Here is a 22,202-nt window from a genome sequence, read left to right on the forward strand (position 1 = left end):
AGTGTATCTAAAGAATAATCCTCCAGGAAGCACCGGACTTGCTCTCTGTATTGAAAGCTGAAGCAAAGCCATTATACCACCTGTATAAATATAGAAGAATGTAAGCGACATTCTTCTTCTAAACCTTAATGCAAGTAGTAAAAAAAATTCAGAAATTAAACCGATCAGTGCAGGTTGCCAAAGATCTGCTAATCTCATTTAACCCTCCTTTAACCTCTTTTCAATAAATTTTAACTTATCTATAGATAGATTTGATATGATTCTTGTTTCCTTTAGAAGCTTTATGAAACACTCAAGAACTTCCTTATCATTCATTCCAAGTTCTTCTTTTATTTCTTTTAAACTCTTTTCTCCATCAACTTTTGCATAGAATCTGCTGCACCTGTCTCTTCCTCCACCAAATCCCAGTATGGATAAGGCGTCTCTAACAGGTTGAGGGGCTCTTCTTGGAATGATCGTGGATATATCTATCTCCTCTCTCTCACTTCTTATAAGAAGTCCAAGGGAGAGAAGTGCATAGATTGCCTTAACTGTTTTAAATTCAGATAGGGGAGATTCCTTTATAGCTTCACTTATGGTTTTTTTCTCTTTGAAGAGATTTAGTACAACCCATTCATCTGATGATAGTTTAAATTCCTTTGTTGGAGGGTTCGGATTAGTTTCAAGAAGTGTTGATGTGGGGGGAATCTTTTTGTAAAGCTCCTTTGTCTCATCACTCCTTCTTATAGCTTCGAGGATGAGTGATTCCATAGGAGTTTTTATATTTTCCTTTATATTAAGTTCCTTTGCCTCAAAATTGAAGTTTCCATCCTCAAGTGAAAGGATGGAAAACAATGCCTCCTCGCCTTTTTTGGAGTTAAATTTTGCATCCATTATTTTCCCTTTGACAATGTATACCTCTCCATTAAATTTCTCTCCTTTTGATACTCCATAGATCTTCAATATTCCGCTCTTGTTACTAAATATTAAGAGATTCAAAACCTCTGTAAGAGGAAAATCTTTAATGTTGCCCTCGATTCCCATCTCTCCTCCTAAAACTAAATCTTATATTTACTTCCATCAACTTTTATATTCCTCAATAACCTTTTCTATCTCGGGTCTAAAATTTATAATATTTGATAAAGATCTCACAAGGATAAATGAAAGAAAGAGGAACGAGAATCCAAAAATTATTGGTGATAGGTTGGGGTCTTTAATGCCAAGTATTGTCCCAAGTTTAATTCCGACATACGCACCTATAAGCATAAAAATTATTGGAAGTACATATATTACAAAGGTAACTGATAGATACTTTTTTGACGGAACATTCACTATAACAATATCTCCTTCTTTTGCATTTACGAGATTTTTTACCTTAATCTTTTTCTCTCTTTGTGCTGATAAAAGACAGTGACCTTTTAAAGAACAGGTCTCACAGTATTTCCCTCCAACCTCTACAATTGAAAAATTACCCTCAGTTTTTAAAACCTTTCCAATTTCTTTCATTTCTTTTTTCCTATTAAACCCCGGGAGGGGGTGCGATTAGATGAGCTTGAACCTGCTCCATAGCAGGTGGGATTCGCCTCTATAACCTTCCATCCCGGAAACAGTTATAGATTAAGAATCCCTTTTATCTCGGTGTTGGCCCAACCCATCCAGATCGACACAACCCTTCCCAGGGTTAACTTAATTTTATCAAACCCATAACTACTCTTCAAGATTATCTCTATTCTCCACTATCTTCGATTCCTCAAGAAGTTTTTCTGCTGTTTCAAAGTCAAGTTCGTTAACATAGAGTTCTCTTGGACCAGTGCTTCCAAGGTAGGGATTATCAAACATGTCTGGTCTCTTTATCACTACCGGTATCCCCTGTTCCTCAAGGAACTTCTCTATTAGTTCTGCAGTAAACAATGAATCCACAGCAACCAATTTTTTTAATTTCATATGTAATCTATCCCTATGAGTTCTTTTGCCTTCTTAACTGTTTCTTTTGCTATCTTTCTCGCCTTCTCTGTCCCAAAATTTATTATATCCCACAGAAGTTTCTTGTTGTTCTCAAACTTTACCCTTCTCTCTCTTAAGGGTTCAAGTTTTTTGTATATTCTATCTGCAAGCTCTTTTTTACATTGAACACAACCCCTCTTTCCTGATTCACACTCCTTTTTAATGGTATGGGCAGTTTCTGGAAACAGGGTTTTATAGTATGAAAAGACAGAGCATACATCGGGATGCCCTGGATCACCCTTTCTTATCTTTTCTGGATCTGTAACCATTCTTATTATCTTTGATTCTATCTCTTCTTTTTCATCACTTAGATTTATCTGGTTTCCAAGAGACTTACTCATCTTTCTTCCGTCAATTCCTTTTATTATAGGTGTTTCTGTTAAAAGTGGTTGTGGTTCAGGAAACAAATCTCCGTAGAGATAGTTGAATCTTCTCGCTATCTCTCGTGTTAATTCAAGGTGAGGAAGTTGATCTTTACCCACAGGTACAAATTCACCCTTTACTATTAATATATCTGCAGCTTGAAGAACAGGATAACCGAGAAGTCCATATCCCACATTCTCCTTCAAGTTGAGATCTCTAACCATCTCCTTTACCGTTGGGTTCCTTTCAAGCCATGGCATTGGAACTATCATTGAAAAGAGGAGGTGAAGTGTGGGAATTTCAGGTAGACCAGATTGAACATACAAAACAGATTTTTCTGGATCAAGACCAGCAGATAACCAATCCATTACAACTTCCTCAAGATTTGATCTGATTTCCCTTGTGCGTTCGTACTTCGTTGTTAAGGAGTGATAGTCAGCAATGAAGAAGTAGCAGTCGTACTTTTCTTGAATACTGACCCAGTTTTTCAGTGCTCCAAGATAGTTTCCAAGGTGAAGTTTTCCAGTTGGCCTCATGCCAGAAACCACTCTCTTCATTATTCCTCCTTTTTTCTAAGCTGCGGAAATAGAATAACTTCCCTTATGGAGTCTTTTCCAGTTACTATCATAACAAGTCTGTCAATTCCTATTCCAAGTCCTGCAGTGGGAGGCATACCATGTTCAAGTGCCTCTATATAATCTGCATCAAAGAAGTGCGCCTCTTCATCTCCCTTTGCCTTCTCCTTAGCCTGTGCAAGGAATCTCTCCTTTTGATCAATGGGATCGTTTAATTCTGAGAAGGCGTTTGCTATCTCCATACCTCCCACAAATACCTCAAATCTCTCCACCCAATCTGGTTCATCCTTTTTTCTCTTTGCAAGGGGAGACATCTCAACAGGAAAGTCATATATTATTGTAGGCTGGATGAGATTACCCTCCACCTTCTCTTTAAATATTTCATCAACGATGTTTTTAAAGTTTGGTTTTCTTGTTAACTCTATTCCCTCCTTCTTAAGATAAGAAAGTGCAAAGTCAATGTCTTTAAACTTCTCTATATCTTCTCCTGTTGCTTTTTCAAATAGTTCTCTGTATGTAAATCTCCTCCATGGAGGAGAGAAGTCTATCTTTTCTCCTTTAAATTCACATATATAACTTCCCTTTATTCTCTTTACAGTCTCTGATATTAGTTTCTCTGTAAGTTCCATCATATCTTTGTAATCTGCATAAGCCCAGTAGAGCTCAAGCATTGTGAATTCTGGATTGTGAACAGTTGATATTCCCTCGTTTCTGAAGTTTCTGTTTATCTCAAATATCCTTTCAAATCCCCCGACTATAAGCCTTTTTAGATAAAGTTCTGGTGCAATTCTTAAGTATAGGTTCATATCAAGGGCATTGTGATATGTCACAAATGGTTTCGCCGTTGCTCCTCCAGGGATTGGCTGAAGCATCGGTGTCTCAACCTCAATGAAACCAAAGGACTCAAGAATCTCTCTCATTGTCTTAATAAGTTTACTTCTTGTTATAAATATTTCTTTGACCTCTGGGTTTGCTATGAGATCAAGGTATCTCTTTCTATACCTTACCTCTACATCCTTTACTCCATGATACTTTTCAGGTAAAGGTCTAATAGATTTTGATAGTAGAGTTAGTTTCCTTACATTTATGGTTATCTCACCTGTGTGGGTTTTAAATACATCTCCCTCTACACCAATAAAATCTCCAGGGTCAATAAACTTTTTAAAGAATTTGTAGGTCTCCTCTCCCACATTGTCAAACCTTATGTATATTTGAAGTGTACCAGAGAAGTCCCTTATTGTGGAAAAACTTGCCTTACCATGAAGTCTCTTGGATATTACTCTACCTGCAACTTTTACAACTTTTCCTTCAAGAGAAGGATAGTTATCCTTTATCTCTTTTAAAGAGTGAGTTCTTTCAAATCTTGTCTTATATGGGTCTTCACCCAGACTCTTTAACTCTTCTAATTTCTTTAATCTAACCTCTCTCTCTTCCATTTTACTTCTCTATTGCAAGAATTCTTATAAGTATCTCTCCTTTTGGTATCTTTACCTTTACAACATTTCCTGGTTTTTTCCCAAGCAATGCCTCTCCTATTGGAGACTTATTGGAGATCATTCCCTTTTCAGGGTCTGCCTCCACACTACTTACAATCATGAAGTCCTTTATCTCACGTGTTTTTCTCTTCAAATCCTTTATTTCTATTTTCACTTTACTTCCCATTCCAACCTGTAATCTTGAGAGATTCCCTGTATCAATCACAACCGCTTTGGATAAAAGGTCTTCCAACTCAAGTATTCTTCCCTCTACAAAAGCTTGCTCTCTCTTTGCCTCTTCATATTCAGGGTTTTCTGCAAGTTCTCCAAAGGATTGAACTGCTGCATTCAGTCTCTCACTGACTTCTGGTCTCTTTACATTCCTCAGAAATTCCAGCTCTTCTTCAAGTCTCTTTAATCCTTCCTTTGTTACATAAACTTTATCTCTCTTAGGTGTTATCACCTTATCCTTCTTTGTTTCCATTCTTCCTCCTTAAAGTTCTATTATATTGGGTTTTATGTTCAGTTCATCTATTAAATCATAGTAGTCCTTCTCAGTCAACTCTTCAGGTTTCTTACCTGTATATGCACATATGACCGCTTCCATAACATTTGTACCAAAGGTTCTTCCATCAAATTCAGGCGTAGTGGTTACAAGAAGTTTTACTCCCCTCTTTCTAAGAAAATCTCTGTCCTCAAGGGTAGTAGTGTTTGTAAATACAATTTTCCCTGTTAGATCCTCAGGCATATGCTTCTTTATGTATAAGAAATCTCCCGCAATCACATCTGCCCATTTGTAGTATTTTTCATACTTTGGTTTTACCTTTTCCTGTGATTCTCCTGTTGGGTAAAGCCACTTGTAAGGGAGTCTCCTTGCTATAGGCACTATTATAGATGCAAGAAGGAGGAAAGATGAATGTCTATAGATTGGAATTGGAATTCCTAAGGAGAACATCATATCTCCAAATAAAACTTTACATCCTGCCTCTAAAAAACCCTCAGCCATTCCGTATCTACTCACCCCTGAAGCAACCAACACCTTTGTTCCCTCTTTAATAAATCCCTTCTCTTTTATGTAAAAAACTGCCTTCTTTTCTAAAGTATCCTTAAGCCATTGTCCATCACATATGGGAGTTTTCTTTACATCCTTTATCATATTTTCAACACTTTTAAGGGTTGTCCTTTTTTTACCTATGCTTATGTAGAGATCTGCTCCACCAAGTCCAAGGGCATCAACCTTTCCATCAAGTTCTTTAAGGAGACTCATAAATTTTTCAATATCTCCATCAGTCCCAATTCTCTCAATGCTAAACTTTTCACCAAGTATTTCAACCTCAACCTTTTTATCTCTTTTTGAAGAACCAAGACTTACGCTTACTACCCTCTTCATCCTTCACCTCTTATATCCATATTTTAAATTTCTCCAAAAGGGAGAAGAGTTCTTTTATAGATTTTACCCCATTTAAGATTTTATTCAACCTGTTTATACCTGAATATCCCTTTAAATACTTTGGAACATGCAGTTTCATCTGGATCAGTGCATAGTTCTCATCAAAATTCTCTAAAAGAAGTTTTGCATGTAACTTAATCATCTCTATTCTTTCTTTTAATGACACTCTTACTGGAATTTTATTGTTGTAGAGGTAGTCTTTTATCTCCATGAATATCCATGGATTTCCAATTGCTGCTCTCCCAATCATAACCCCATCACATCCAGTTTCTTTAATCATTCTTTCTGCATCAAGGTAGTTTCTAATATCTCCACTTCCAATTACAGGGATTTTCACACTTTCCTTTAAGGCTCTTATCTCTTCCCACTCTGCTTTGCCTGAAAATCCCATGTCTACTGTTCTTGGATGAAGAGTTATCATACTTATCCCCTCCTCTTCAAGGAGTTTTCCTACCTCAATAAAACTCTTATTTCTTTTATTGATACCTGATCTTATTTTGGCACTTACAGGTACTGAAGCATTTTTTACAACACTTCTTATTATTTTTCTTAGCTTCTTTAAATCAGATAAAAGAGCACTTCCACTGCCGCTCTCAAAAACCTTTCTTGATGGACATCCAAGGTTTATATCAATTAAATCAAAAAAATCAGAAGATACTTTTGCTGCCTCCCCCATTATTTTTTCATCACTTCCAAATATCTGGATGGCAATTGGTTTTGTGTCTCCGATAATTTTAAAATCTATCCCTTTTTTTACTATCTTATAGGAGGATACCATTCCTGTAAAAACTATTCCTGCGCCCATCTTACTACACAAGTTTAAAAAAGCTGGGTCGTTGAAGCGATGAAGAGGTGCTAAGAATATGTTGGATTCAGTTGTTAAGTTTCCTATCTTCATCTATTTCTATCATAAACGATCTTTAAACCCTCAAGGGTTAAGAATCTATCGTATAAAAATTCCCTTCTTATAAGAGGTGTTACAAGGTGTGCAACACCGCCAGTTACAACAATCTTTGCTTTTCCAATCCTCTTTTCTATCTCTTCAACAATTCTCTCTACCATACCTCCCCACCCATAAAGAATTCCTGATCTTATAGCATTAGCTGTGTCCCTTCCAATAACTGATGGTGGAATTGAAAGTTCAACCTTTGGTAGTTTTGCAGTTCTCAAGAAAAGTCCCTCAAGGGATGTGAGAATACCAGGTGCAATTGCTCCACCGATGAAGACACCCTCTCTATTTATCACATCAAATGTGGTGGCAGTACCAAAATCAACCACAATTGTTGATGTTTTTGTTTTGTTAAATGCAGCTACACTACCCACAACTCTATCCATTCCAATTTCTTTTGGATTCTCTATGTCAATCTTTATTCCTAAGTCAAGGTCAAGATTTACAAAGATGGGTTTTATATGAAAGGTCTTTTCAATGCACCTTTCAAATATAGGATCCAGAGGTGGCACAACAGAGGATATTATTACACCCTTTATATCCTCTGGTTTTAATTTCTCAAAAAATAAAAGGCTTAGAATGTCAAGGGCATACTCATCAGATGTTCTTGCCGTTCTTGATGCAAGACGCCAGTTCTTTAAAAGTTCATTACCTTTAAAAACACCAAGTAAAATGTTTGTGTTTCCTATGTCAATTGTAAGTACCATTTCATCCTCCTTTTCTTTTATTCAAAGGAATTTTATCATAAAGATTGTCTTTTGATATAATAAAAGCATGAAGAGTAAAATTTTAGCTCTGATGCTAATAATGATACTTATGATCCCTCTCTATTCATGTACCAGGGGAAAAGGTAAATTGGTTTCCGTGCCCTCCTTTGTTGGTATGAGGATAAGGGATGCTGAGAAACTTGCTGAGGAGAAAGGTTTACTTATAAAAGTCGTTGGTACAGAATTTTCCAAAGAGTTTCCAATAGACTACATAGTTACACAGGAACCAAATCCCCATGTTCTTGTAAAAGAGGGCAGGATTATAAATGTTACCATAAGTAATGGGCCTCCAAAGGTTGAAGTTCCAGATTTTGTAGGAATGGATTTTGGAGATGCACAAGAGTTGATTTATGAGAAGAAGCTTGTAATTGGAAAAATTGAGGAGGTTTCTGATCCAAATGTGAAGGTCGGAATAATCCTTGAGCAGGAGCCATCTCCAAAGACGCTTGTTGAGGAGGGAACCCCCATAAATCTTAAAATTTCAAAGGGTGTTCTTGGTCAGGTGCCATCAGTTATAGGTCTCTCCCTTGAAGAGGCAAAGAGTCAGGTGATAACAAGTGGATACACCATAGGAAAGATTGTTGAAAAGAGAAATCCTGCATATCCGTCAGGAATTGTATGGAATCAGGATCCTGCACCTCTCACATACGCATCTTCTGGTTCGTCTGTTGATTTAGTGGTGAATCCATGAAGATAGCACCTTCAATACTTGCATCTAAATTTGTTAATTTAAAGAAAGACATTAAACTTCTGGAGAGATCTGGAGCTGACATTATACACCTTGATATAATGGATGGTCATTTTGTTCCAAACATCTCCTTTGGTTTTCCCATAGTAAAGGCTGTAAGGAGTTTAACATCTTTGCCCCTTGATGCCCATCTCATGATTGAGAATCCGGAAAGATTTATAGATAGATTTATTGATTCTGGAGTTGATATGATATCTGTTCACATAGAGGGAAATTATCACATAAACAGGATTTTAAATACTATAAAGAAGAGTAAAGTAAAGGCAGGAGTTGCTATAAATCCAGGAACTCCCCTTAATTCTCTTGAAGAGGTGTTAGATATTGTGGATTTTGTTCTTGTTATGAGTGTGAACCCTGGTTTTTCAGGACAGAAATTTATAGACTCATCTATTGAAAAAATTAGAAAGTTATGTAAAATTAGAGAGAAGGGAAACTTCGGTTTCGAGATAGAGGTAGATGGCGGATTAAATTTTGAGATAGCTGAGGTTCTTAAGGAGATGGGAGTAGACATTCTTGTGTTTGGGAGTTTTATCTTTAAAGATATAGAAAAGGCATTAAATGAGTTGAGGAAACTAAAATGAGAGAAGAAAAGATCACTCTTACACTGCCTGCTGAACTCCTGGAGGCAGTAGAAAAGAAGGCGAAGAGAAAGAGAAAGAAGAGGGATGAATTTCTAAAAGAGGTCATTACCTTCTATATTGCCATGGAGGATAGGAAGACACGCATCAAGAAGGAACTGATAAAGGGATACAAGGAGTCGTCAGAGGCAAGCATGCTTTTGTCCAGAGAATTTTTTGAAGTTGAACAGGAAATCTTTAGGGACATATTCAAGTATTTCAAATGAGTAAAAAAAAAGTCAAATCAGGAGAGGAGATATCTATTTAGTGGATCTTTCTCCATCAAAGGGTTCGGAGCAGAGTGGAATAAGACCTGTTCTTGTAATACAGAATGATATAGGAAATAAATATTCGCCGACAGTGATAGTGGCAGCCATAACATCAAAGGAGGTTAAAGAGGTGTATCCCATTGTTATAAAGGTAGAAAGAAATGAAGGAGGATTGGATAAAGATAGTTTTATACTTCTCAACCAGATTAGAACCATTGATAAGAGAAGGCTCTTAAAGAAAATAGGAAAACTCAAGAAATCAACCATGGTGAAGGTAGATATAGCTCTTAAATTCTCCTTAGGGCTTATTAAGATATGAGTTCGAAATTTAAAGCATGGATTTACGCTAAAAATCTATTCTATAATGATAAACTGGTTAAAAAGGCATCTCACTGGGGAGAGATAGAACCACTTATAAAGAGTGAGGAACTCCTAACAAAACTTCTGTGGGAAAGTTATGTTCCAGGATCTAATGCAAGGGAATCTCTCATAATTGCCGGTGTGCAAGCTTTAGAAAATAGAGGATTTGATGTTTCAGAGATGGAAAAACTCCTTCCAGTCGGATTGAAATTTCTTAAAGAGGAGGATATAGGGGGATTAATCTCTGTTACATCAAAGATATTTAGTTTAATTCCAAATTTAAAAAAGAACATGGATCATCCATACAATAGTTTTATTCATCCAATGAACTGGAGAGAGATTGAAAAAGCCTTTCCAAAGGTTACTGTAAAATCTCCAACCTCTATAAAAGAGAGGATAGAAGGTGGACTATACGGGATGATCTCTGGTGGAAGTTTTGGAACAAAGATTGAAGGATATCCTTATTGGGAGATAGAGAGTGCATACAAAGATTTCTCCTTTTATCTTGATAATGAGGTAGACACAACAAATGATGATATTACCTATGAGTTAAATTTACTCATTGAGTTTTTAGAGAAGGGAAGAAAGATTACAAGTGAAGACATTGCGTTGGGCTGGGTGAAAAGAATACCTTTTGGTTGGAGTGCAGAACTCATTGCTCTTATGAATATAAAGAGAGGCATAATGCCTCCTCTCTCAGGTCAGTTTAACAATCCCTACAATGAATGGATAGGTGGAGCAATGAGAGGAAATATGCCTGGACTCTTATCTCCAGGAGATCCTTACAAGGCATCCTATCTTTCATACATAGATGGTGTGGTTTCCCATGATAAAAATGGAGTTTATGGAGAAATGTTCGTAGCCATTCTTACATCTCTTGCCTTTGTTGAAGAGGATATTGAAAAATTAATAGAGATTTCTATGGAATTTATACCAGAGAGAAGCGAGTTAAGGAGTGTTCTTGAGACCACATACAAGATGTGCAAGGAGAAAGATAACTGGAGGGAGGTAAGGGAGTGGATATACAAAAGATTTGAAAGATACAATTGGATTCATCTCTACCCAAACATTGCCATTGTACTGATGGGGCTTATGTTTGGAAAGGGTGATTTTTTAAAGACTGTAGAGATAATTTCAAGGAGTGGTTTTGATGTTGATTGTAATCTTGGTGAAGCGTTAGGAATTCTTGGAGTTTTAGACCCTGAATCTATCCCCTTGAAGTGGAAAGAGGCATTGAAAGATGTTATAAATACATACATGAGAGGAAGGAACCAGTTTAAAATAGGAGAGATAGTTGATATGGTTGTGAAGGGGACAAGCTTATGATCTTTGTTGTGGGAAGTATCAATGTAGATTTGGTTGTATACTCTGAGAGATTCCCAGAGGAAGGGGAAACTCTTGTTGGAAAAAATTTCTTTATGAATCAGGGAGGTAAAGGAGCAAATCAGGCAGTTTCCTCTAAAAAAGCAGGTGGCGATGTTCTATTTTTGGGAAGAGTGGGGGATGATTACTTTGGTAAATTTGTCGAAGCAGAGATTAAGAGGTTTTCTGTGGAATCTAACCTTGAGAAGGTAAAAGATGTCTCCACAGGTATTGCTCTTATAAATGTGGATAGGGAGGGGAAGAATAAAATAGTTATAATACCTGGTGCAAATGCACTGGTGGGGGAAAGAGAGGTGGATATTTTAAGGAGGGATTTTAAAGAGGGTGATTTCCTCCTTTTACAGGGAGAGATTCCCATTGAAGCAAATGTTAAATTATCTGAGATAGCACATGAAAAAAGAGGGACTGTTATATTTGATCCCACACCTGTTGATGAGAGTCTGTTAAGAGTAATTCCTTACTGCACCATAGTTACACCCAATGAGGTGGAAGTTAAAAGACTCACAGGAAACAGTGAGGTGGTGGATGGTGCAAAGAGGCTTTTGGATTATGGGGCAGAGAGCGTGATTGTAAAGATGGGTGAAAGAGGAGGTTTCTATATGAACAAAGAGGAGAGTTTTTTCTTCCCCTCCTTTAATGTTAATCCAGTTGATACCACAGGAGCAGGTGATACATTCAACGGCTCATTGGCCTCTGCCCTATTTCTGGGAATGAACATGAAAGATGCCATAAAGTATGCATCCGCAGCTTCTGCTATTTCTGTTACAAGGAAAGGTGCAGCCACATCATCTCCATTAAAGGAGGAAATAATTAATTTTTTGGAGGAGAAGGGTGAAAAAGTTAATTATTGATACGGATTGTGGTATTGATGATGCAATTGCTATTATGATGGCTATTTCAAGGAAGGATGTAGATGTTGTTGGTATTACCACTGTCTCTGGTAATACCTATGTGGATCAGGTTACGGATAATGTTTTAAGATTACTTTCATATTTTGGAAGAAAGGATATACCAGTTTTTAAAGGTGCCTCAGTTCCTCTAATTCAAAAGCTTTCAAGAGGAGAGAAAATTCATGGTGAGAATGGTCTTGGGGGAGTTATACTTCCAGAAACTGATAAGAAAGAGGAAACTATAAAAGCACCAGATGCAATTTTTAAACTTGCCAAAGAGAATGAAGGTCTAATCGTTGTTACACTTGGTCCTTTAACTAACATTGCCATGGCTATCAATCTGTATCCTGAACTTAAAAATTATGTTAAAGAAATTGTATCAATGGGTGGAGCACTGGAGACAGGAAATGTTACAAGATTTGCAGAGTTCAATTTTTATCAGGATCCAGAAGCAGTCCAATTTGTTATAAACTCTGGTATTCCAATGACTATTGTTCCATGGGACCCAATTGTAAAACTCATGTTTCTTGAAGAGGAGATAAAAGCCATTGTCCCTGATGGTTCTAAATCTGGAGAGCTTTTTCTTGAACTTATGAAGACACCAATAAACTTTATAGAGAAATTCTATGGAATTAGAGGAGAGGTTTTTCCTGACCCCTTGACGATGGCTTATGTGATAGACGAGAGAGTGGCGAAGAAAGTCATCCTTGGAGACATGGAGATGGAGCTTAACTACACTACTATGAGAGGAGCAAGTGTCCTGCTTGAAGGAGAGAGGTTGAAGATAGTTGTAGAACTTGATAGAGATGTTTTTGTTGAGCTTCTTAAGGAAACTCTCATTAATTTGAAAGGAGGTGAGAGAGAATAAGAAATTTTATAAAAACTGTAGGAAAAAGGAGGAAGAAATGAAAAAAATTTTATCAATTTTGGTTGTTTTAGCTTTAGTTGCGGGTTTGGTTTCTTTAACCGCATGCGGGAAGAAGGAAGAAGAGCAACCACCTGAAAAGAAACTCAAGGTAGTTCTCTACATCAATGGAACCCTTGGGGATAAGTCTTTCTTTGATTCCGCTAATAGAGGTATAGAGAGAGCAATAAAGGAACTTGGAATTGAGGGAAAGGTTATTGAGGGTGGTTATGACCCCGCAAGATGGGAGCCAGATCTTGAACAACTCTCTGAAGGTGATTGGGATATTATAATTGTGGGAACATGGCAGATGACAGAGAATCTTGAAAAAATTGCTCCAAAGCATCCAGACAAGAAGTACTTTATATTTGATACAACAGTGGATTATTCAAAGGGAAATCTTGATAATGTATATTCAATCCTTTACAAGCAAAACGAAGGTTCATTCCTTGTAGGTGCCCTTGCTGCAATGATAACAACTTCGGATATGCCCCTTGCAAATCCTGATAAGACTATTGGATTCCTTGGTGGAATGGATATCCCTGTCATCAACGACTTCAAAGTTGGATACATTCAGGGAGCACACTACATTGATCCTGATATAAAGGTTCTTGTTTCCTATGCAGGATCCTTCAGTGACCCTGCAAAGGGAAAAGAGCTTGTTCTTGCTCAGTATGATCAGGGAGCAGATATCTCTTTCAATGTTGCAGGAGAAACAGGACTTGGGCTTCTTGATGCTGCAAAAGAGAAGAATAAGTATGCAATAGGTGTTGATTCAGATCAGTACCTTATGTTTAAGGATAGCGACCCAGAGAAGGCAGCACACATTGTAACATCCATGATGAAGAATGTAGATAACTCACTCTTCAGAGGAATAAAACTCCATATGGAAGGAAAACTTGAATATGGAAAGGCAGAGGCACTTGGAATTAAAGAAGGCGGTGTAGGTATTGCTGATAATGAAAACTACAAGAAGCTTGTTCCAGAGGAATTTAGAAAGAAAATAAAGGAGCTTGAGGAAAAGATTGTTAATGGAGAAATAGTAGTAGATACAGCTTTCGGTCAGTAAAAAATTAATTAGCCGGGAGGCTCCTCTCCCGGCTTTTTCTAAATGGAGGAAGGATGGGAGTTATACTTTCTGTAGAGAATATAGTTAAGATTTATCCCAATGGTGTTATTGCAAATAGGGGCGTTAGTGTAGAAATAGAAGAAAATACCATCCATGCCATAGTGGGGGAGAATGGAGCAGGAAAGACAACCTTGATGAAGGTGATATTTGGTATAGAGAAACCCCAGGAGGGCAAAATATATTACAAAGGAAAGGAGATACATATAAGAAATCCTCTTGATGCAATAAAAATTGGAATTGGTATGGTTCATCAGCATTTGATGCTTGCCCCTGATTTGACTGTAAGTGAAAATCTTGTTCTTGGTTCAGAACCTATTAAAGGGAGATTCTTCCTTGATACCCAGAAAGCCATTGAGATAACAAAAGAGGTTTCTAAAAAGTATGGGCTTGAAGTTCCTGCAGATAAAAAGATTAAGGATCTTCCTATAGGTATAAAACAGAGAGTGGAAATTCTTAAAGCTCTCTTTAGGAATGCAGAATTATTGATTCTTGATGAGCCTACATCAGTGCTTACACCACAGGAAACGGAGGTTCTCTTTAAAACCTTGAGGGAACTTAAAAAACATGGTAAGACGATTATCTTTATATCCCACAAACTAAAGGAGGTAAAAGAGATTGCTGATAAGGTAACTGTTATGAGGGATGGGAAGGTTGTTGCCACAAAAGATGCAAAGGATCTGACTGAACATGATATAGCATATCTGATGGTGGGTAGAGAGATAAGTTTTGAAAGGATTCCTCCCCCAAAAAAAGTTGGAGAGCCACTTCTTACTGTAAGGAATCTTTCCTATGTAAATGAAGAAAATATAGAGGTCTTAAAAAACATCTCCTTTGAAGTTAGAGCTGGTGAGATACTTGGAGTTGCTGGAGTTGAGGGAAATGGTCAAACAGAGCTTGTTGAGATACTTACAGGTCTTAGAGAGGCAACCAGTGGAGAAATTTTAATTAAAGGAGAAAATATTTTAGGTCTTTCTCCAAGAGAGATTAGAGAAAGGAAGGTTTCTCATATACCAGAGGATAGAATGAAGAATGGAGTTGCAGATAAGGCAACTATTGAAGAAAATTTTATAGTTGATAGATACTACAAGAGTCCTTTTTCAAGAGGAGTAAGGTTGAATTGGAACTATATACAGGATTACAGTAGTAAACTTATAAAGGATTTTAACATCCTTGCCAGTTCCTCTAAGGCAACAATTTCCTCTCTTTCAGGTGGAAATATTCAGAAGGTTGTAGTGGCAAGAGAGCTTTCTTCCAACCCCATGGTTTTAATTGCTGATCAGCCAACGAGAGGAATAGATGTTGGTTCTGAGGAGCTTGTTCACAACCTTCTCACCAAAGTAAGAGATGAAGGAAGTGCAGTTTTTCTTGTCTCAGCAGATCTTGATGAGGTTCTAAAACTCTCCACGAGAATAGTTGTAATCTACAATGGAGAGATAGTCGCAAGGTTTAACAAGGTGGATGGTCTTACAGGTAAGGATCTTGGTCCATACATGTTGGGTATAAAGCGGGAGGAGTAGATATGGAGAAGTTTATTTTAAAGTATTTCAACCTTATAAGAACCATAATTGCTATAGCTATAGGATTAATAATAAGCATCTTTGTTATATATGTGATAAGTAAAAATCCTGGTTTTTCCCTTAAATCTTTCCTTTTGGGACCATTTTTATCCAAAAGTAGATTTGGAAATTTGATAGAAACTGCATCTCCAATAATTTTTTGCGGACTTGCCATAGCAGTTCCCTTTCAGGCAGAGCAATTTAATGTTGGAGCAGAGGGAGCTTTGTTTATTGGTGCAGCTATAGGAACTGCCTTTGCTGTATCAACAAGTATGCCAGCCATAATTCATATTCCCCTTGTTCTTCTTGTAGCAGGTCTTGTTGGTGCATTCTGGGGATTTATCCCTGGAATACTCAAAGCAAAGTGGAATGCCAGCGAGCTTGTTTCTTCTCTTATGCTGAACTATGTAGCCTATTTTCTTGGTTTATATATAATAAACTACCACTTCAGAGATAAATCAGCTGGTTATCTGGTATCCTATCAATTACCAAAAACTGCATGGCTTACACAGTTTGTACCTGGCACAAGAATACACTGGGGAATTGTACTTGCCTTTGTTTTTGCAATACTTGTTTACTTCTTCCTCTATCATACAACTCTTGGCTATGAAATCAGAATGACAGGTTTTAATATCCATTTCTCAAGGTATGGTGGTATCAATGTCTTTAAAGTAATAGTAATATCTCAGGTAATCGGTGGCTTTATAGCAGGTATTGCAGGGATGACAGAGGTTATGGGAATACACAGGAGGTTTAACTGGCAGATGACTCCTGGATATGGATGGGATGGAGTTGTTGTTGCCATTATTGGAAGAAATCATCCAATATCCATTGTTCTTGCTTCACTCTTTCTTGCATATCTAAGAGTTGGAGGTCAGGTTCTTAACCTTCTATCGGATATACCATCAGAGATGGTTACAGTCATTGAGGCAATTATAATTCTATTGATTACAGCAGAGGCATTCCTTGAGCAATGGAGATACAGAATAACTGTTAAGGAGGCAGAGAGAAAGGAGGTAGAGCATGAACCCACTTCTTAAAAGTATACTCTCTCCTGATTTTGGTTTCGCTGTCTTAAGAGTTATGACTCCAATACTTTACCCTGCAATTGGGGTTGCAATTTCTGCCCTTGCAGGTTCCACAAACATTGCTCTTGAAGGTATAATGCTTGTTTCTGCTTTTACCGGCGTTATGGTAAGCGCTTTTACTGGGAGTCTATTCCTTGCTCTTATTACAGGAATACTTGCTGGTGTTGGATTATCAGCACTCCTTGGATACTTCCATCTTAAATTAAAAGCAGATATAATTCTTGCAGCTATAGCTTTAAATATGTTTGCATCGGGTATAACAATATTCTTCCTCTACATATTTGCTCATGATAAGGGAACATCAAGTTCTTTAAAGAGTCTTGTCTTTCCCTCCTATCAAATTCCGATAATAAAGGATATCCCAATTTTAGGAAGGATTATAAGTGGGCATAATATACTAACATATTTTGCTTTGATTTCCGTTGTAATTTTCTACTATATCATATATAAGACACCTCTTGGATTAAGAATTAGAGCAGTTGGTCAGAATCCAGATGCCGCAGAATCTGTGGGTGTGGATGTGAATAAGATAAAGATGTACTCCCTACTTTTATCTGGATTTTTTGGTGCCCTTGGTGGACTCTATCTCTCCATGGGTTATGTATCATGGTTCTCAAGGGATATGACTGCAGGTAGAGGGTTTATTGCAATTGCTGCATCTGCCCTTGGTGGAAATTTACCCCTTGGCACTTTTCTTGGTTCATTGCTTTTTGGAATAGTTAATGCACTTGCAATATATCTTGCATCCCTTGAGATTCCTTCAGAGTTTATCCAAATGATTCCATACATAGCTACCGTTATCGCACTGACAATTTATTCAATACGGGCAATGGCAAGAACAAAGAGGAGGAAAAAGATAAGTGAAGAAAGTACTACTTGATTGTGACCCCGGTCATGACGATATGATGGCAATAATGCTTGCCCTCTATTCAGAGGAACTTGATGTTCTTGGAATAACAACTGTTGCAGGGAATCAGACAGGAGAGAAAACTTTTTTAAATGCACTTAAAACCCTTACTCTCATAGGAGAAAAGAATGTAGTGGTTGCAAGAGGTTTTGACAAACCATTGTTCAGAGACCTCGTTGTTGCACCAAAGATACATGGAGTATCTGGACTTGATGGGGCGGATCTTCCAGAGCCTGAAGTTGAGCCATCAAATATGCATGCGGTAGATTTTATTATTGAAACAGCGATGAACTCTAATGAGAGTGTTTATCTTATTCCCACAGGTCCACTTACAAATGTTGCTGTGGCTTTACTGAAGGAGCCTAAAATAAAGAGGAAGATAGAAAAAATCGTACTTATGGGTGGTGCAGTATTTGATTCCAATATAACTCCAGCATCTGAATTTAACATCTTTGTGGATCCAGAGGCGGCGAGGATTGTATTTGAATCAGGTGTTAACATAACCATGGTAGGACTTGATGTTACGAACAAAACACTCTTATCCTTTGATGATATAGAAGAGATAGGGAAGATGAACGGTAGGGTTTCAAGAGTCATCTCTCCTCTTCTTAAATTCTTCGCTTCAACCAACAAAGAAGTCTTTGGAATTAATGGTGCACCACTACACGATGCTCTCGCTGTTTCCTATGTTATTGATCCATCTATACTTAAGACAGAGTATCTTCATGTAGATATTGAGACAAGGGGAGAATTTACAAGGGGAGAGACTGTAGTCGATGTTTATAGGATTACAGGAAAAGACCCCAATGCAGATGTTGCCTTTGAGGTGGATGTAAAAAAATTCAAAAATCTTATATTTGATATGATAAAATATTTTGATCAAAAATTAAAAAATCAAGGTTGAACTAAAGGAGGGAGCATGGACGAGGTTCTAAAGGAGATTCTCAGACTTGAACATTCAAAAGGTGCCTTGGTTGTCGGAAGAGATGGATTGGTTATTTCCTCTGTTGGAATGGTGGATCTTGACATCGATACCGTTGGAGCTCTTGCATCTTCTACTCTTGGCACTACTGAAGTTTTGGGGGAAGAGGCTAAACTTGGAAAGCTTGACCAGATCATTCTTCAGTACAAAGATGGCATAGCTCTTGTCCAGATAATAAGCGATGAATGGATTTTGTTCCTTATGGGTGATAGAAGCATGAATATAGGAATGGCAAGGTATGTTATTAGGAAAGTTGCCCCAAAGATCGTTGAATCTTTAACCAGGTCTTTTTAACTATGAGGGTTAAGATAATATGAATACTCTTTTAGATTTTAAAGAGGAAGATCTGATTTTACTCTCAAAATTCCATGATATATTGAAGAATTACTCGGAAGAGTTTTCAAATAGACTTGTTGAAAAGATACTATTAAAGGAAGAAACAAGAAAGCTTATGGAGAGATCAGAGGTCCTAAAGGATGATGAAAGGGCAAGGAGTTTAATTTCAAAGGATTCAGAATTCTACCTATCCATATTTAGTGGAGACAGTGAGACCATAGCAGAATGGTTTTCAAGGATAGCAAAGACACATTTTAAAAATTTGATCCCGCCAGAATATGTAATATCATTATCCTCCTTCATTGTTGATTTTACCATCGAAAAATTGATTAATAATAATTTAACTTCTGATGAACTTATAAAGGTAAATTTAGCCCTAAACCACATTCTCAATGAGGGAATCTCTTTAATCTCCTATATTTTCTATAAAAGTTTGATTAAAATTCTTGGTATAAGAAGGGATCTTCTAATAAGACTTGCTAAGTATGGAACAGAGAAGATTTAAGAGAAGGGTTAAGGTTGTTGTGCTTGGCAATGCTGAAGCTGGGAAATCCACCCTTATAAAGACTCTTATTCCAGATTCTATAAATATAGAGTACAAAGGGAGAACTATTGCTCTTGATTTCGGTGTGATAGAGAAAAATGGAATAAGGTTCCACATATTTGGAACACCTGGTCAGAGGAGGTTTGAAATTGTAAGAGATGTTATTTCTGAGGGTGCAGATTTGTTTATATATGTCTTTGATCCTTCGCTTGGTATCTCCAGGTATGATTCAGAGGTTATATCTCTATTAAAAGAAAAGAGATTAAAAGGTTTCTTCTTTATAAATCTTAGAGAGTCAAGCGGGAGGGATTTGAATGTGGAAAAAGAACTTTCTACACTCTTAAAGCCAAAGAATTACCACTTTGTATTTGGTTCTGCAAAGGATTCAGATATTAAGAAAGATATTTTAGATGAACTTTTAAATTTACTCTGAGATAAAAATGGAAGATAATAGATTGAGAGAAGTATTAAATATAATTCTGAATAGGGTGAAGGGTTCTGTAGCTATATACATTTCTGATTCCAATGGGTTTATGGTTGAAGGTATATCATTGAATGGACGAATCTATGAAGAAATCCCAATGTCAATATCTTTAAGCATAAGAGAGATGTTTAAAATGGAGAACTTCTTTCACAAAGAAAAGATAAGGGGAATAATTGTTGAAAAAGAGACAGGATTTACATACATTGTTCCGTTTCTTAATAGTAAATATATTCTATCTATCTTTGGTGATGAGATTAACATTGGATTGATGAAGTATGTGGTGGATAAGCATAGAGGTAAAATACTTGAACTTTTAAAGGAGAGATCATGATTATAAAAAACACAACAATTCTAAATTTTAAAGATTTAAGTGTTAAAAAGGATGTGGATGTTTTAATAGAGGGAAACAGAATCAAGAAGATTGGAAAGGGTCTTAATGGTGAAGAAGAGGTTATAGATGGAAGTAAATTCTATCTAACACCAGGGGTTACCAACTGCCACGCTCATGTGGCTATGACACTTTTAAGAGGAAGTGCTGAGGATACAACCACCTTTGATTGGTTTAACAAGCACATCTGGATTTATGAGAAGAATCTCACGCCAGAGGGTGTTTATATTGGAACACTTCTTGGAGTGGCAGAGATGCTTCTCTCTGGAGTTACCCTTGTCTGTGATCACTATTTCTATATGGATAAAGCCTATAAGGCGTACAAAGAATCTGGAATAAGGGCGGATCTTGCATGGGCTGTTTTTGGAACAGGAGAGGGTTGGGAGGAGAAGTTTAAGGAAGCCATGAATTTTACTGAAAGATACAGTGGTCTTGACGAGAGACTCACCATAAGTCTTGGTCCTCACTCTCCATACATATGTCCTGAAGAATTTTTGAAAAGAATTGCTGAGATTTCAGAAAGTACCGGTTTAAAATCTCATATCCATGTTTCAGAGGAGCAATGGGAGATAGACAAAAGTTTGAAAGAGAAGGGAAGAACACCTATTGAGTATTTAAAAGACATTGGAATCTTGAAAAAAGGAACCATACTCGCCCATGCATACTTTGCCACCGATTCAGACCTTGATCTCATAAAAAATGTAGGAGCATACATCTCTCATGCACCAAAGACATACATGAGATTTGGAGTAGTTAAGGATTTACTTCCAAGAGCAATTAAGAAGGGTATAAAAGTTTCCTTTGCCTCAGATGGTCCAGCATCAAATTCAAACATAAACATATTTGAAGTGGCAAGAGATGCTGCACTTCTTGCAAAAATTTCTACAGGAAACCCTGAAACTGGAAGGGTGGAAGAATTGATACCTCTTCTTTCCACTGGAGGTGAATTTATTGGAAGAGAAGATATTGGTGAAGTAAAGGAAGGGTTTATTGCAGACTTATTACTCATAAAAAAGGATTCTCCAAACATGAATCCTGATACAAACATATTTGCAAACATTCTTTACTCCCTTTCAGATAGAGATATTGATACAGTCATTGTTGATGGAAAGATTGTTGTGAAGAATGGTAAACTTTTAACCATTGATGTTGACGAAGTGGTTAGAGAGGCAAACAGAATAAGGGATAAGATGATTGTAAAGAGAGATGAAAAACCGATGCAAACATTTGGAGTGTAAAAGATGAGTGAGTTTCATATAAAATGTGAGAGAGAAGATATTTCTCCCTATGTTATACTTGTTGGGAATCCAGATAGAGCAAAGAGGATTGCAGATGAATTTCTTAATGACTCAAAACTTGTTAATTCTTACAGATCACTTTTAACATATACAGGATATTACAAGGATTTAAAACTTACAGTTGCAACAACAGGTATGGGGGCTCCATCCACTGCAATAGTCCTGGAAGAACTCATACATCTTGGAGGGAAGGTCTTTATAAGAGTTGGTAGTGCAGGTGGAGTAAATCCAGAAATTGATGTGGGAGATGTTGTCGTTGCCACAGGGAGTATAAGGGATGATGGAACCACTCCCAAGTATCTTCCCTTAGGTTTTCCAGCAGTCCCAGACTTTGTTGTCTTATCAAAACTGGTTGAGGTCTCAAAGGAATTTTCAAATAGAGTTTTTTATGGAGTTGTAGCCTCCAGCGATACCTTTTACATTCCTTACAGTAAAGAGACCCTTAAGATTTTTGTTGAATCCGGTGTTCAAGCAGTGGAGATGGAGAGTGGATGTGTTTTTATTGTCTCTCAAAGAAGAAAAGTAAGATCTGGTGCCATTTTTGCCATAGATGGAAATGTTACCTTGGGAAAGATTAAACCCAAAGGTTCAGAGAGAAAGTATAAAGAAGGGGAGAACACTGCTATTAAAATTGCCCTTGAGACTCTTTTGAGAATGTATCATGAAGAGAATAAGAAGTAAAATTCCCGGAAATATAGCCTTCATTCTTATGCTTCTTATCTCATCCTTGTGGACATTCTGGGGTGTGTCTGAAATG

28 protein-coding genes are annotated in these 22,202 nt (G+C 37.1%); 18 read left to right on the forward strand and 10 right to left on the reverse strand.

What is annotated here, in order from left to right; translation table 11 throughout:
* The 10 genes from J7J33_04080 to J7J33_04125 form a co-directional block, all read right to left on the reverse strand.
* Window positions 1-198: hypothetical protein (locus tag J7J33_04080; GenBank protein MCD6168468.1), on the reverse strand; the 198-nt coding region annotated here is incomplete at its 3' end.
* Window positions 199-1,023 carry a DUF4388 domain-containing protein gene (locus J7J33_04085; GenBank protein MCD6168469.1) on the reverse strand — a complete coding sequence of 275 codons (825 nt, stop codon included), beginning with the start codon at window positions 1,021-1,023 and terminating at the stop codon, window positions 199-201.
* Window positions 1,024-1,059: 36 nt separating this feature from the next.
* Entirely contained in the window at window positions 1,060-1,485 is a 426-nt protein-coding gene (locus J7J33_04090; GenBank protein MCD6168470.1) for a SoxR reducing system RseC family protein, read from the reverse strand.
* A gap of 201 nt (window positions 1,486-1,686) precedes the next feature.
* Window positions 1,687-1,923, reverse strand: coding sequence for a DUF2007 domain-containing protein (locus J7J33_04095; GenBank protein MCD6168471.1), 237 nt, complete (start codon window positions 1,921-1,923; stop codon window positions 1,687-1,689).
* The gene (gene trpS / locus J7J33_04100; GenBank protein ID MCD6168472.1) at window positions 1,920-2,903 is read right to left on the reverse strand and encodes a tryptophan--tRNA ligase; all 984 of its coding nucleotides are present in this window, start codon (window positions 2,901-2,903) and stop codon (window positions 1,920-1,922) included. Before trpS ends, J7J33_04095 begins: the two co-directional genes overlap by 4 nt.
* Window positions 2,903-4,357 carry a lysine--tRNA ligase gene (lysS, locus tag J7J33_04105; GenBank protein ID MCD6168473.1) on the reverse strand — a complete coding sequence of 485 codons (1,455 nt, stop codon included), beginning with the start codon at window positions 4,355-4,357 and terminating at the stop codon, window positions 2,903-2,905. Before lysS ends, trpS begins: the two co-directional genes overlap by 1 nt.
* A 1-nt stretch (window position 4,358) precedes the next feature.
* Window positions 4,359-4,880, reverse strand: a complete 522-nt coding sequence (gene greA / locus J7J33_04110; protein ID MCD6168474.1) for a transcription elongation factor GreA — start codon at window positions 4,878-4,880, stop codon at window positions 4,359-4,361.
* 9 nt (window positions 4,881-4,889) lie between these two features.
* On the reverse strand, window positions 4,890-5,786 hold the full coding sequence (locus J7J33_04115) for a quinate 5-dehydrogenase (protein ID MCD6168475.1): 897 nt from the start codon (window positions 5,784-5,786) through the stop codon (window positions 4,890-4,892).
* A 10-nt stretch (window positions 5,787-5,796) separates the two neighbouring features.
* Window positions 5,797-6,744, reverse strand: a complete 948-nt coding sequence (dusB, locus tag J7J33_04120; protein MCD6168476.1) for a tRNA dihydrouridine synthase DusB — start codon at window positions 6,742-6,744, stop codon at window positions 5,797-5,799.
* Window positions 6,741-7,502, reverse strand: a complete 762-nt coding sequence (locus J7J33_04125; protein ID MCD6168477.1) for a type III pantothenate kinase — start codon at window positions 7,500-7,502, stop codon at window positions 6,741-6,743. Before J7J33_04125 ends, dusB begins: the two co-directional genes overlap by 4 nt.
* Before the next feature lie 67 nt (window positions 7,503-7,569).
* On the opposite strand from J7J33_04125, the gene J7J33_04130 reads away from it, so the two are divergent.
* From J7J33_04130 to J7J33_04215, 18 genes are read left to right on the forward strand one after another with little or no spacing between them, the layout of a single operon-like run.
* Window positions 7,570-8,253 (forward strand): PASTA domain-containing protein, encoded by a 684-nt coding sequence (locus tag J7J33_04130; GenBank protein MCD6168478.1) that lies wholly within the window; start codon window positions 7,570-7,572, stop codon window positions 8,251-8,253.
* The gene (gene rpe / locus J7J33_04135; protein ID MCD6168479.1) at window positions 8,250-8,891 is read left to right on the forward strand and encodes a ribulose-phosphate 3-epimerase; all 642 of its coding nucleotides are present in this window, start codon (window positions 8,250-8,252) and stop codon (window positions 8,889-8,891) included. The genes J7J33_04130 and rpe overlap by 4 nt, the downstream gene beginning before the upstream one ends.
* Window positions 8,888-9,154, forward strand: coding sequence for a ribbon-helix-helix protein, CopG family (locus J7J33_04140; GenBank protein ID MCD6168480.1), 267 nt, complete (start codon window positions 8,888-8,890; stop codon window positions 9,152-9,154). Before rpe ends, J7J33_04140 begins: the two co-directional genes overlap by 4 nt.
* Window positions 9,155-9,170: 16 nt before the next feature.
* Complete coding sequence (locus tag J7J33_04145) at window positions 9,171-9,515, forward strand: type II toxin-antitoxin system PemK/MazF family toxin (GenBank protein MCD6168481.1); 345 nt, start codon at window positions 9,171-9,173, stop codon at window positions 9,513-9,515.
* Complete coding sequence (locus tag J7J33_04150; GenBank protein ID MCD6168482.1) at window positions 9,512-10,882, forward strand: ADP-ribosylglycohydrolase family protein; 1,371 nt, start codon at window positions 9,512-9,514, stop codon at window positions 10,880-10,882. The genes J7J33_04145 and J7J33_04150 overlap by 4 nt, the downstream gene beginning before the upstream one ends.
* Window positions 10,879-11,790 carry a ribokinase gene (gene rbsK, locus J7J33_04155; GenBank protein ID MCD6168483.1) on the forward strand — a complete coding sequence of 304 codons (912 nt, stop codon included), beginning with the start codon at window positions 10,879-10,881 and terminating at the stop codon, window positions 11,788-11,790. The genes J7J33_04150 and rbsK overlap by 4 nt, the downstream gene beginning before the upstream one ends.
* The gene (locus J7J33_04160; protein MCD6168484.1) at window positions 11,771-12,697 is read left to right on the forward strand and encodes a nucleoside hydrolase; all 927 of its coding nucleotides are present in this window, start codon (window positions 11,771-11,773) and stop codon (window positions 12,695-12,697) included. Before rbsK ends, J7J33_04160 begins: the two co-directional genes overlap by 20 nt.
* Before the next feature lie 37 nt (window positions 12,698-12,734).
* Entirely contained in the window at window positions 12,735-13,802 is a 1,068-nt protein-coding gene (locus tag J7J33_04165) for a BMP family ABC transporter substrate-binding protein (GenBank protein MCD6168485.1), read from the forward strand.
* 53 nt (window positions 13,803-13,855) lie between these two features.
* Entirely contained in the window at window positions 13,856-15,379 is a 1,524-nt protein-coding gene (locus tag J7J33_04170; protein MCD6168486.1) for an ABC transporter ATP-binding protein, read from the forward strand.
* A gap of 2 nt (window positions 15,380-15,381) precedes the next feature.
* The gene (locus J7J33_04175) at window positions 15,382-16,458 is read left to right on the forward strand and encodes an ABC transporter permease (protein ID MCD6168487.1); all 1,077 of its coding nucleotides are present in this window, start codon (window positions 15,382-15,384) and stop codon (window positions 16,456-16,458) included.
* A complete protein-coding gene (locus J7J33_04180; protein MCD6168488.1) occupies window positions 16,442-17,386 on the forward strand; it encodes an ABC transporter permease in 945 nt (314 codons plus the stop codon). The genes J7J33_04175 and J7J33_04180 overlap by 17 nt, the downstream gene beginning before the upstream one ends.
* On the forward strand, window positions 17,367-18,317 hold the full coding sequence (locus J7J33_04185) for a nucleoside hydrolase (GenBank protein ID MCD6168489.1): 951 nt from the start codon (window positions 17,367-17,369) through the stop codon (window positions 18,315-18,317). Before J7J33_04180 ends, J7J33_04185 begins: the two co-directional genes overlap by 20 nt.
* Before the next feature lie 15 nt (window positions 18,318-18,332).
* The gene (locus J7J33_04190) at window positions 18,333-18,689 is read left to right on the forward strand and encodes a roadblock/LC7 domain-containing protein (protein MCD6168490.1); all 357 of its coding nucleotides are present in this window, start codon (window positions 18,333-18,335) and stop codon (window positions 18,687-18,689) included.
* Window positions 18,690-18,708: 19 nt separating this feature from the next.
* Window positions 18,709-19,236, forward strand: a complete 528-nt coding sequence (locus tag J7J33_04195; protein MCD6168491.1) for a hypothetical protein — start codon at window positions 18,709-18,711, stop codon at window positions 19,234-19,236.
* Window positions 19,217-19,708 (forward strand): GTP-binding protein, encoded by a 492-nt coding sequence (locus tag J7J33_04200; protein MCD6168492.1) that lies wholly within the window; start codon window positions 19,217-19,219, stop codon window positions 19,706-19,708. Before J7J33_04195 ends, J7J33_04200 begins: the two co-directional genes overlap by 20 nt.
* 7 nt (window positions 19,709-19,715) lie before the next feature.
* Window positions 19,716-20,090, forward strand: a complete 375-nt coding sequence (locus tag J7J33_04205) for a hypothetical protein (protein MCD6168493.1) — start codon at window positions 19,716-19,718, stop codon at window positions 20,088-20,090.
* On the forward strand, window positions 20,087-21,385 hold the full coding sequence (locus J7J33_04210; protein ID MCD6168494.1) for an amidohydrolase: 1,299 nt from the start codon (window positions 20,087-20,089) through the stop codon (window positions 21,383-21,385). The genes J7J33_04205 and J7J33_04210 overlap by 4 nt, the downstream gene beginning before the upstream one ends.
* A gap of 3 nt (window positions 21,386-21,388) precedes the next feature.
* Window positions 21,389-22,126, forward strand: a complete 738-nt coding sequence (locus tag J7J33_04215; protein MCD6168495.1) for a nucleoside phosphorylase — start codon at window positions 21,389-21,391, stop codon at window positions 22,124-22,126.
* Window positions 22,127-22,202: the final 76 nt, after the last annotated feature.

It is taken from the genome of Caldisericia bacterium, assembly GCA_021158845.1.
In the GTDB taxonomy this organism is placed as follows: Bacteria; Caldisericota; Caldisericia; order B22-G15; family B22-G15; genus B22-G15.

What these genes read in the sequence shown, in the direction of transcription:
- J7J33_04085 (MCD6168469.1), bottom strand. Translation starts at nt 1,023, where the DNA reads ATGGGAATCGAGGGCAACATTAAAGATTTTCCTCTTACAGAGGTTTTG.
- J7J33_04090 (MCD6168470.1), bottom strand. Translation starts at nt 1,485, where the DNA reads ATGAAAGAAATTGGAAAGGTTTTAAAAACTGAGGGTAATTTTTCAATT.
- J7J33_04095 (MCD6168471.1), bottom strand. Translation starts at nt 1,923, where the DNA reads ATGAAATTAAAAAAATTGGTTGCTGTGGATTCATTGTTTACTGCAGAA.
- trpS (MCD6168472.1), bottom strand. Translation starts at nt 2,903, where the DNA reads ATGAAGAGAGTGGTTTCTGGCATGAGGCCAACTGGAAAACTTCACCTT.
- lysS (MCD6168473.1), bottom strand. Translation starts at nt 4,357, where the DNA reads ATGGAAGAGAGAGAGGTTAGATTAAAGAAATTAGAAGAGTTAAAGAGT.
- greA (MCD6168474.1), bottom strand. Translation starts at nt 4,880, where the DNA reads ATGGAAACAAAGAAGGATAAGGTGATAACACCTAAGAGAGATAAAGTT.
- J7J33_04115 (MCD6168475.1), bottom strand. Translation starts at nt 5,786, where the DNA reads ATGAAGAGGGTAGTAAGCGTAAGTCTTGGTTCTTCAAAAAGAGATAAA.
- dusB (MCD6168476.1), bottom strand. Translation starts at nt 6,744, where the DNA reads ATGAAGATAGGAAACTTAACAACTGAATCCAACATATTCTTAGCACCT.
- J7J33_04125 (MCD6168477.1), bottom strand. Translation starts at nt 7,502, where the DNA reads ATGGTACTTACAATTGACATAGGAAACACAAACATTTTACTTGGTGTT.
- J7J33_04130 (MCD6168478.1), top strand. Translation starts at nt 7,570, where the DNA reads ATGAAGAGTAAAATTTTAGCTCTGATGCTAATAATGATACTTATGATC.
- rpe (MCD6168479.1), top strand. Translation starts at nt 8,250, where the DNA reads ATGAAGATAGCACCTTCAATACTTGCATCTAAATTTGTTAATTTAAAG.
- J7J33_04140 (MCD6168480.1), top strand. Translation starts at nt 8,888, where the DNA reads ATGAGAGAAGAAAAGATCACTCTTACACTGCCTGCTGAACTCCTGGAG.
- J7J33_04150 (MCD6168482.1), top strand. Translation starts at nt 9,512, where the DNA reads ATGAGTTCGAAATTTAAAGCATGGATTTACGCTAAAAATCTATTCTAT.
- rbsK (MCD6168483.1), top strand. Translation starts at nt 10,879, where the DNA reads ATGATCTTTGTTGTGGGAAGTATCAATGTAGATTTGGTTGTATACTCT.
- J7J33_04165 (MCD6168485.1), top strand. Translation starts at nt 12,735, where the DNA reads ATGAAAAAAATTTTATCAATTTTGGTTGTTTTAGCTTTAGTTGCGGGT.
- J7J33_04170 (MCD6168486.1), top strand. Translation starts at nt 13,856, where the DNA reads ATGGGAGTTATACTTTCTGTAGAGAATATAGTTAAGATTTATCCCAAT.
- J7J33_04175 (MCD6168487.1), top strand. Translation starts at nt 15,382, where the DNA reads ATGGAGAAGTTTATTTTAAAGTATTTCAACCTTATAAGAACCATAATT.
- J7J33_04180 (MCD6168488.1), top strand. Translation starts at nt 16,442, where the DNA reads ATGAACCCACTTCTTAAAAGTATACTCTCTCCTGATTTTGGTTTCGCT.
- J7J33_04190 (MCD6168490.1), top strand. Translation starts at nt 18,333, where the DNA reads ATGGACGAGGTTCTAAAGGAGATTCTCAGACTTGAACATTCAAAAGGT.
- J7J33_04195 (MCD6168491.1), top strand. Translation starts at nt 18,709, where the DNA reads ATGAATACTCTTTTAGATTTTAAAGAGGAAGATCTGATTTTACTCTCA.
- J7J33_04200 (MCD6168492.1), top strand. Translation starts at nt 19,217, where the DNA reads ATGGAACAGAGAAGATTTAAGAGAAGGGTTAAGGTTGTTGTGCTTGGC.
- J7J33_04205 (MCD6168493.1), top strand. Translation starts at nt 19,716, where the DNA reads ATGGAAGATAATAGATTGAGAGAAGTATTAAATATAATTCTGAATAGG.
- J7J33_04210 (MCD6168494.1), top strand. Translation starts at nt 20,087, where the DNA reads ATGATTATAAAAAACACAACAATTCTAAATTTTAAAGATTTAAGTGTT.
- J7J33_04215 (MCD6168495.1), top strand. Translation starts at nt 21,389, where the DNA reads ATGAGTGAGTTTCATATAAAATGTGAGAGAGAAGATATTTCTCCCTAT.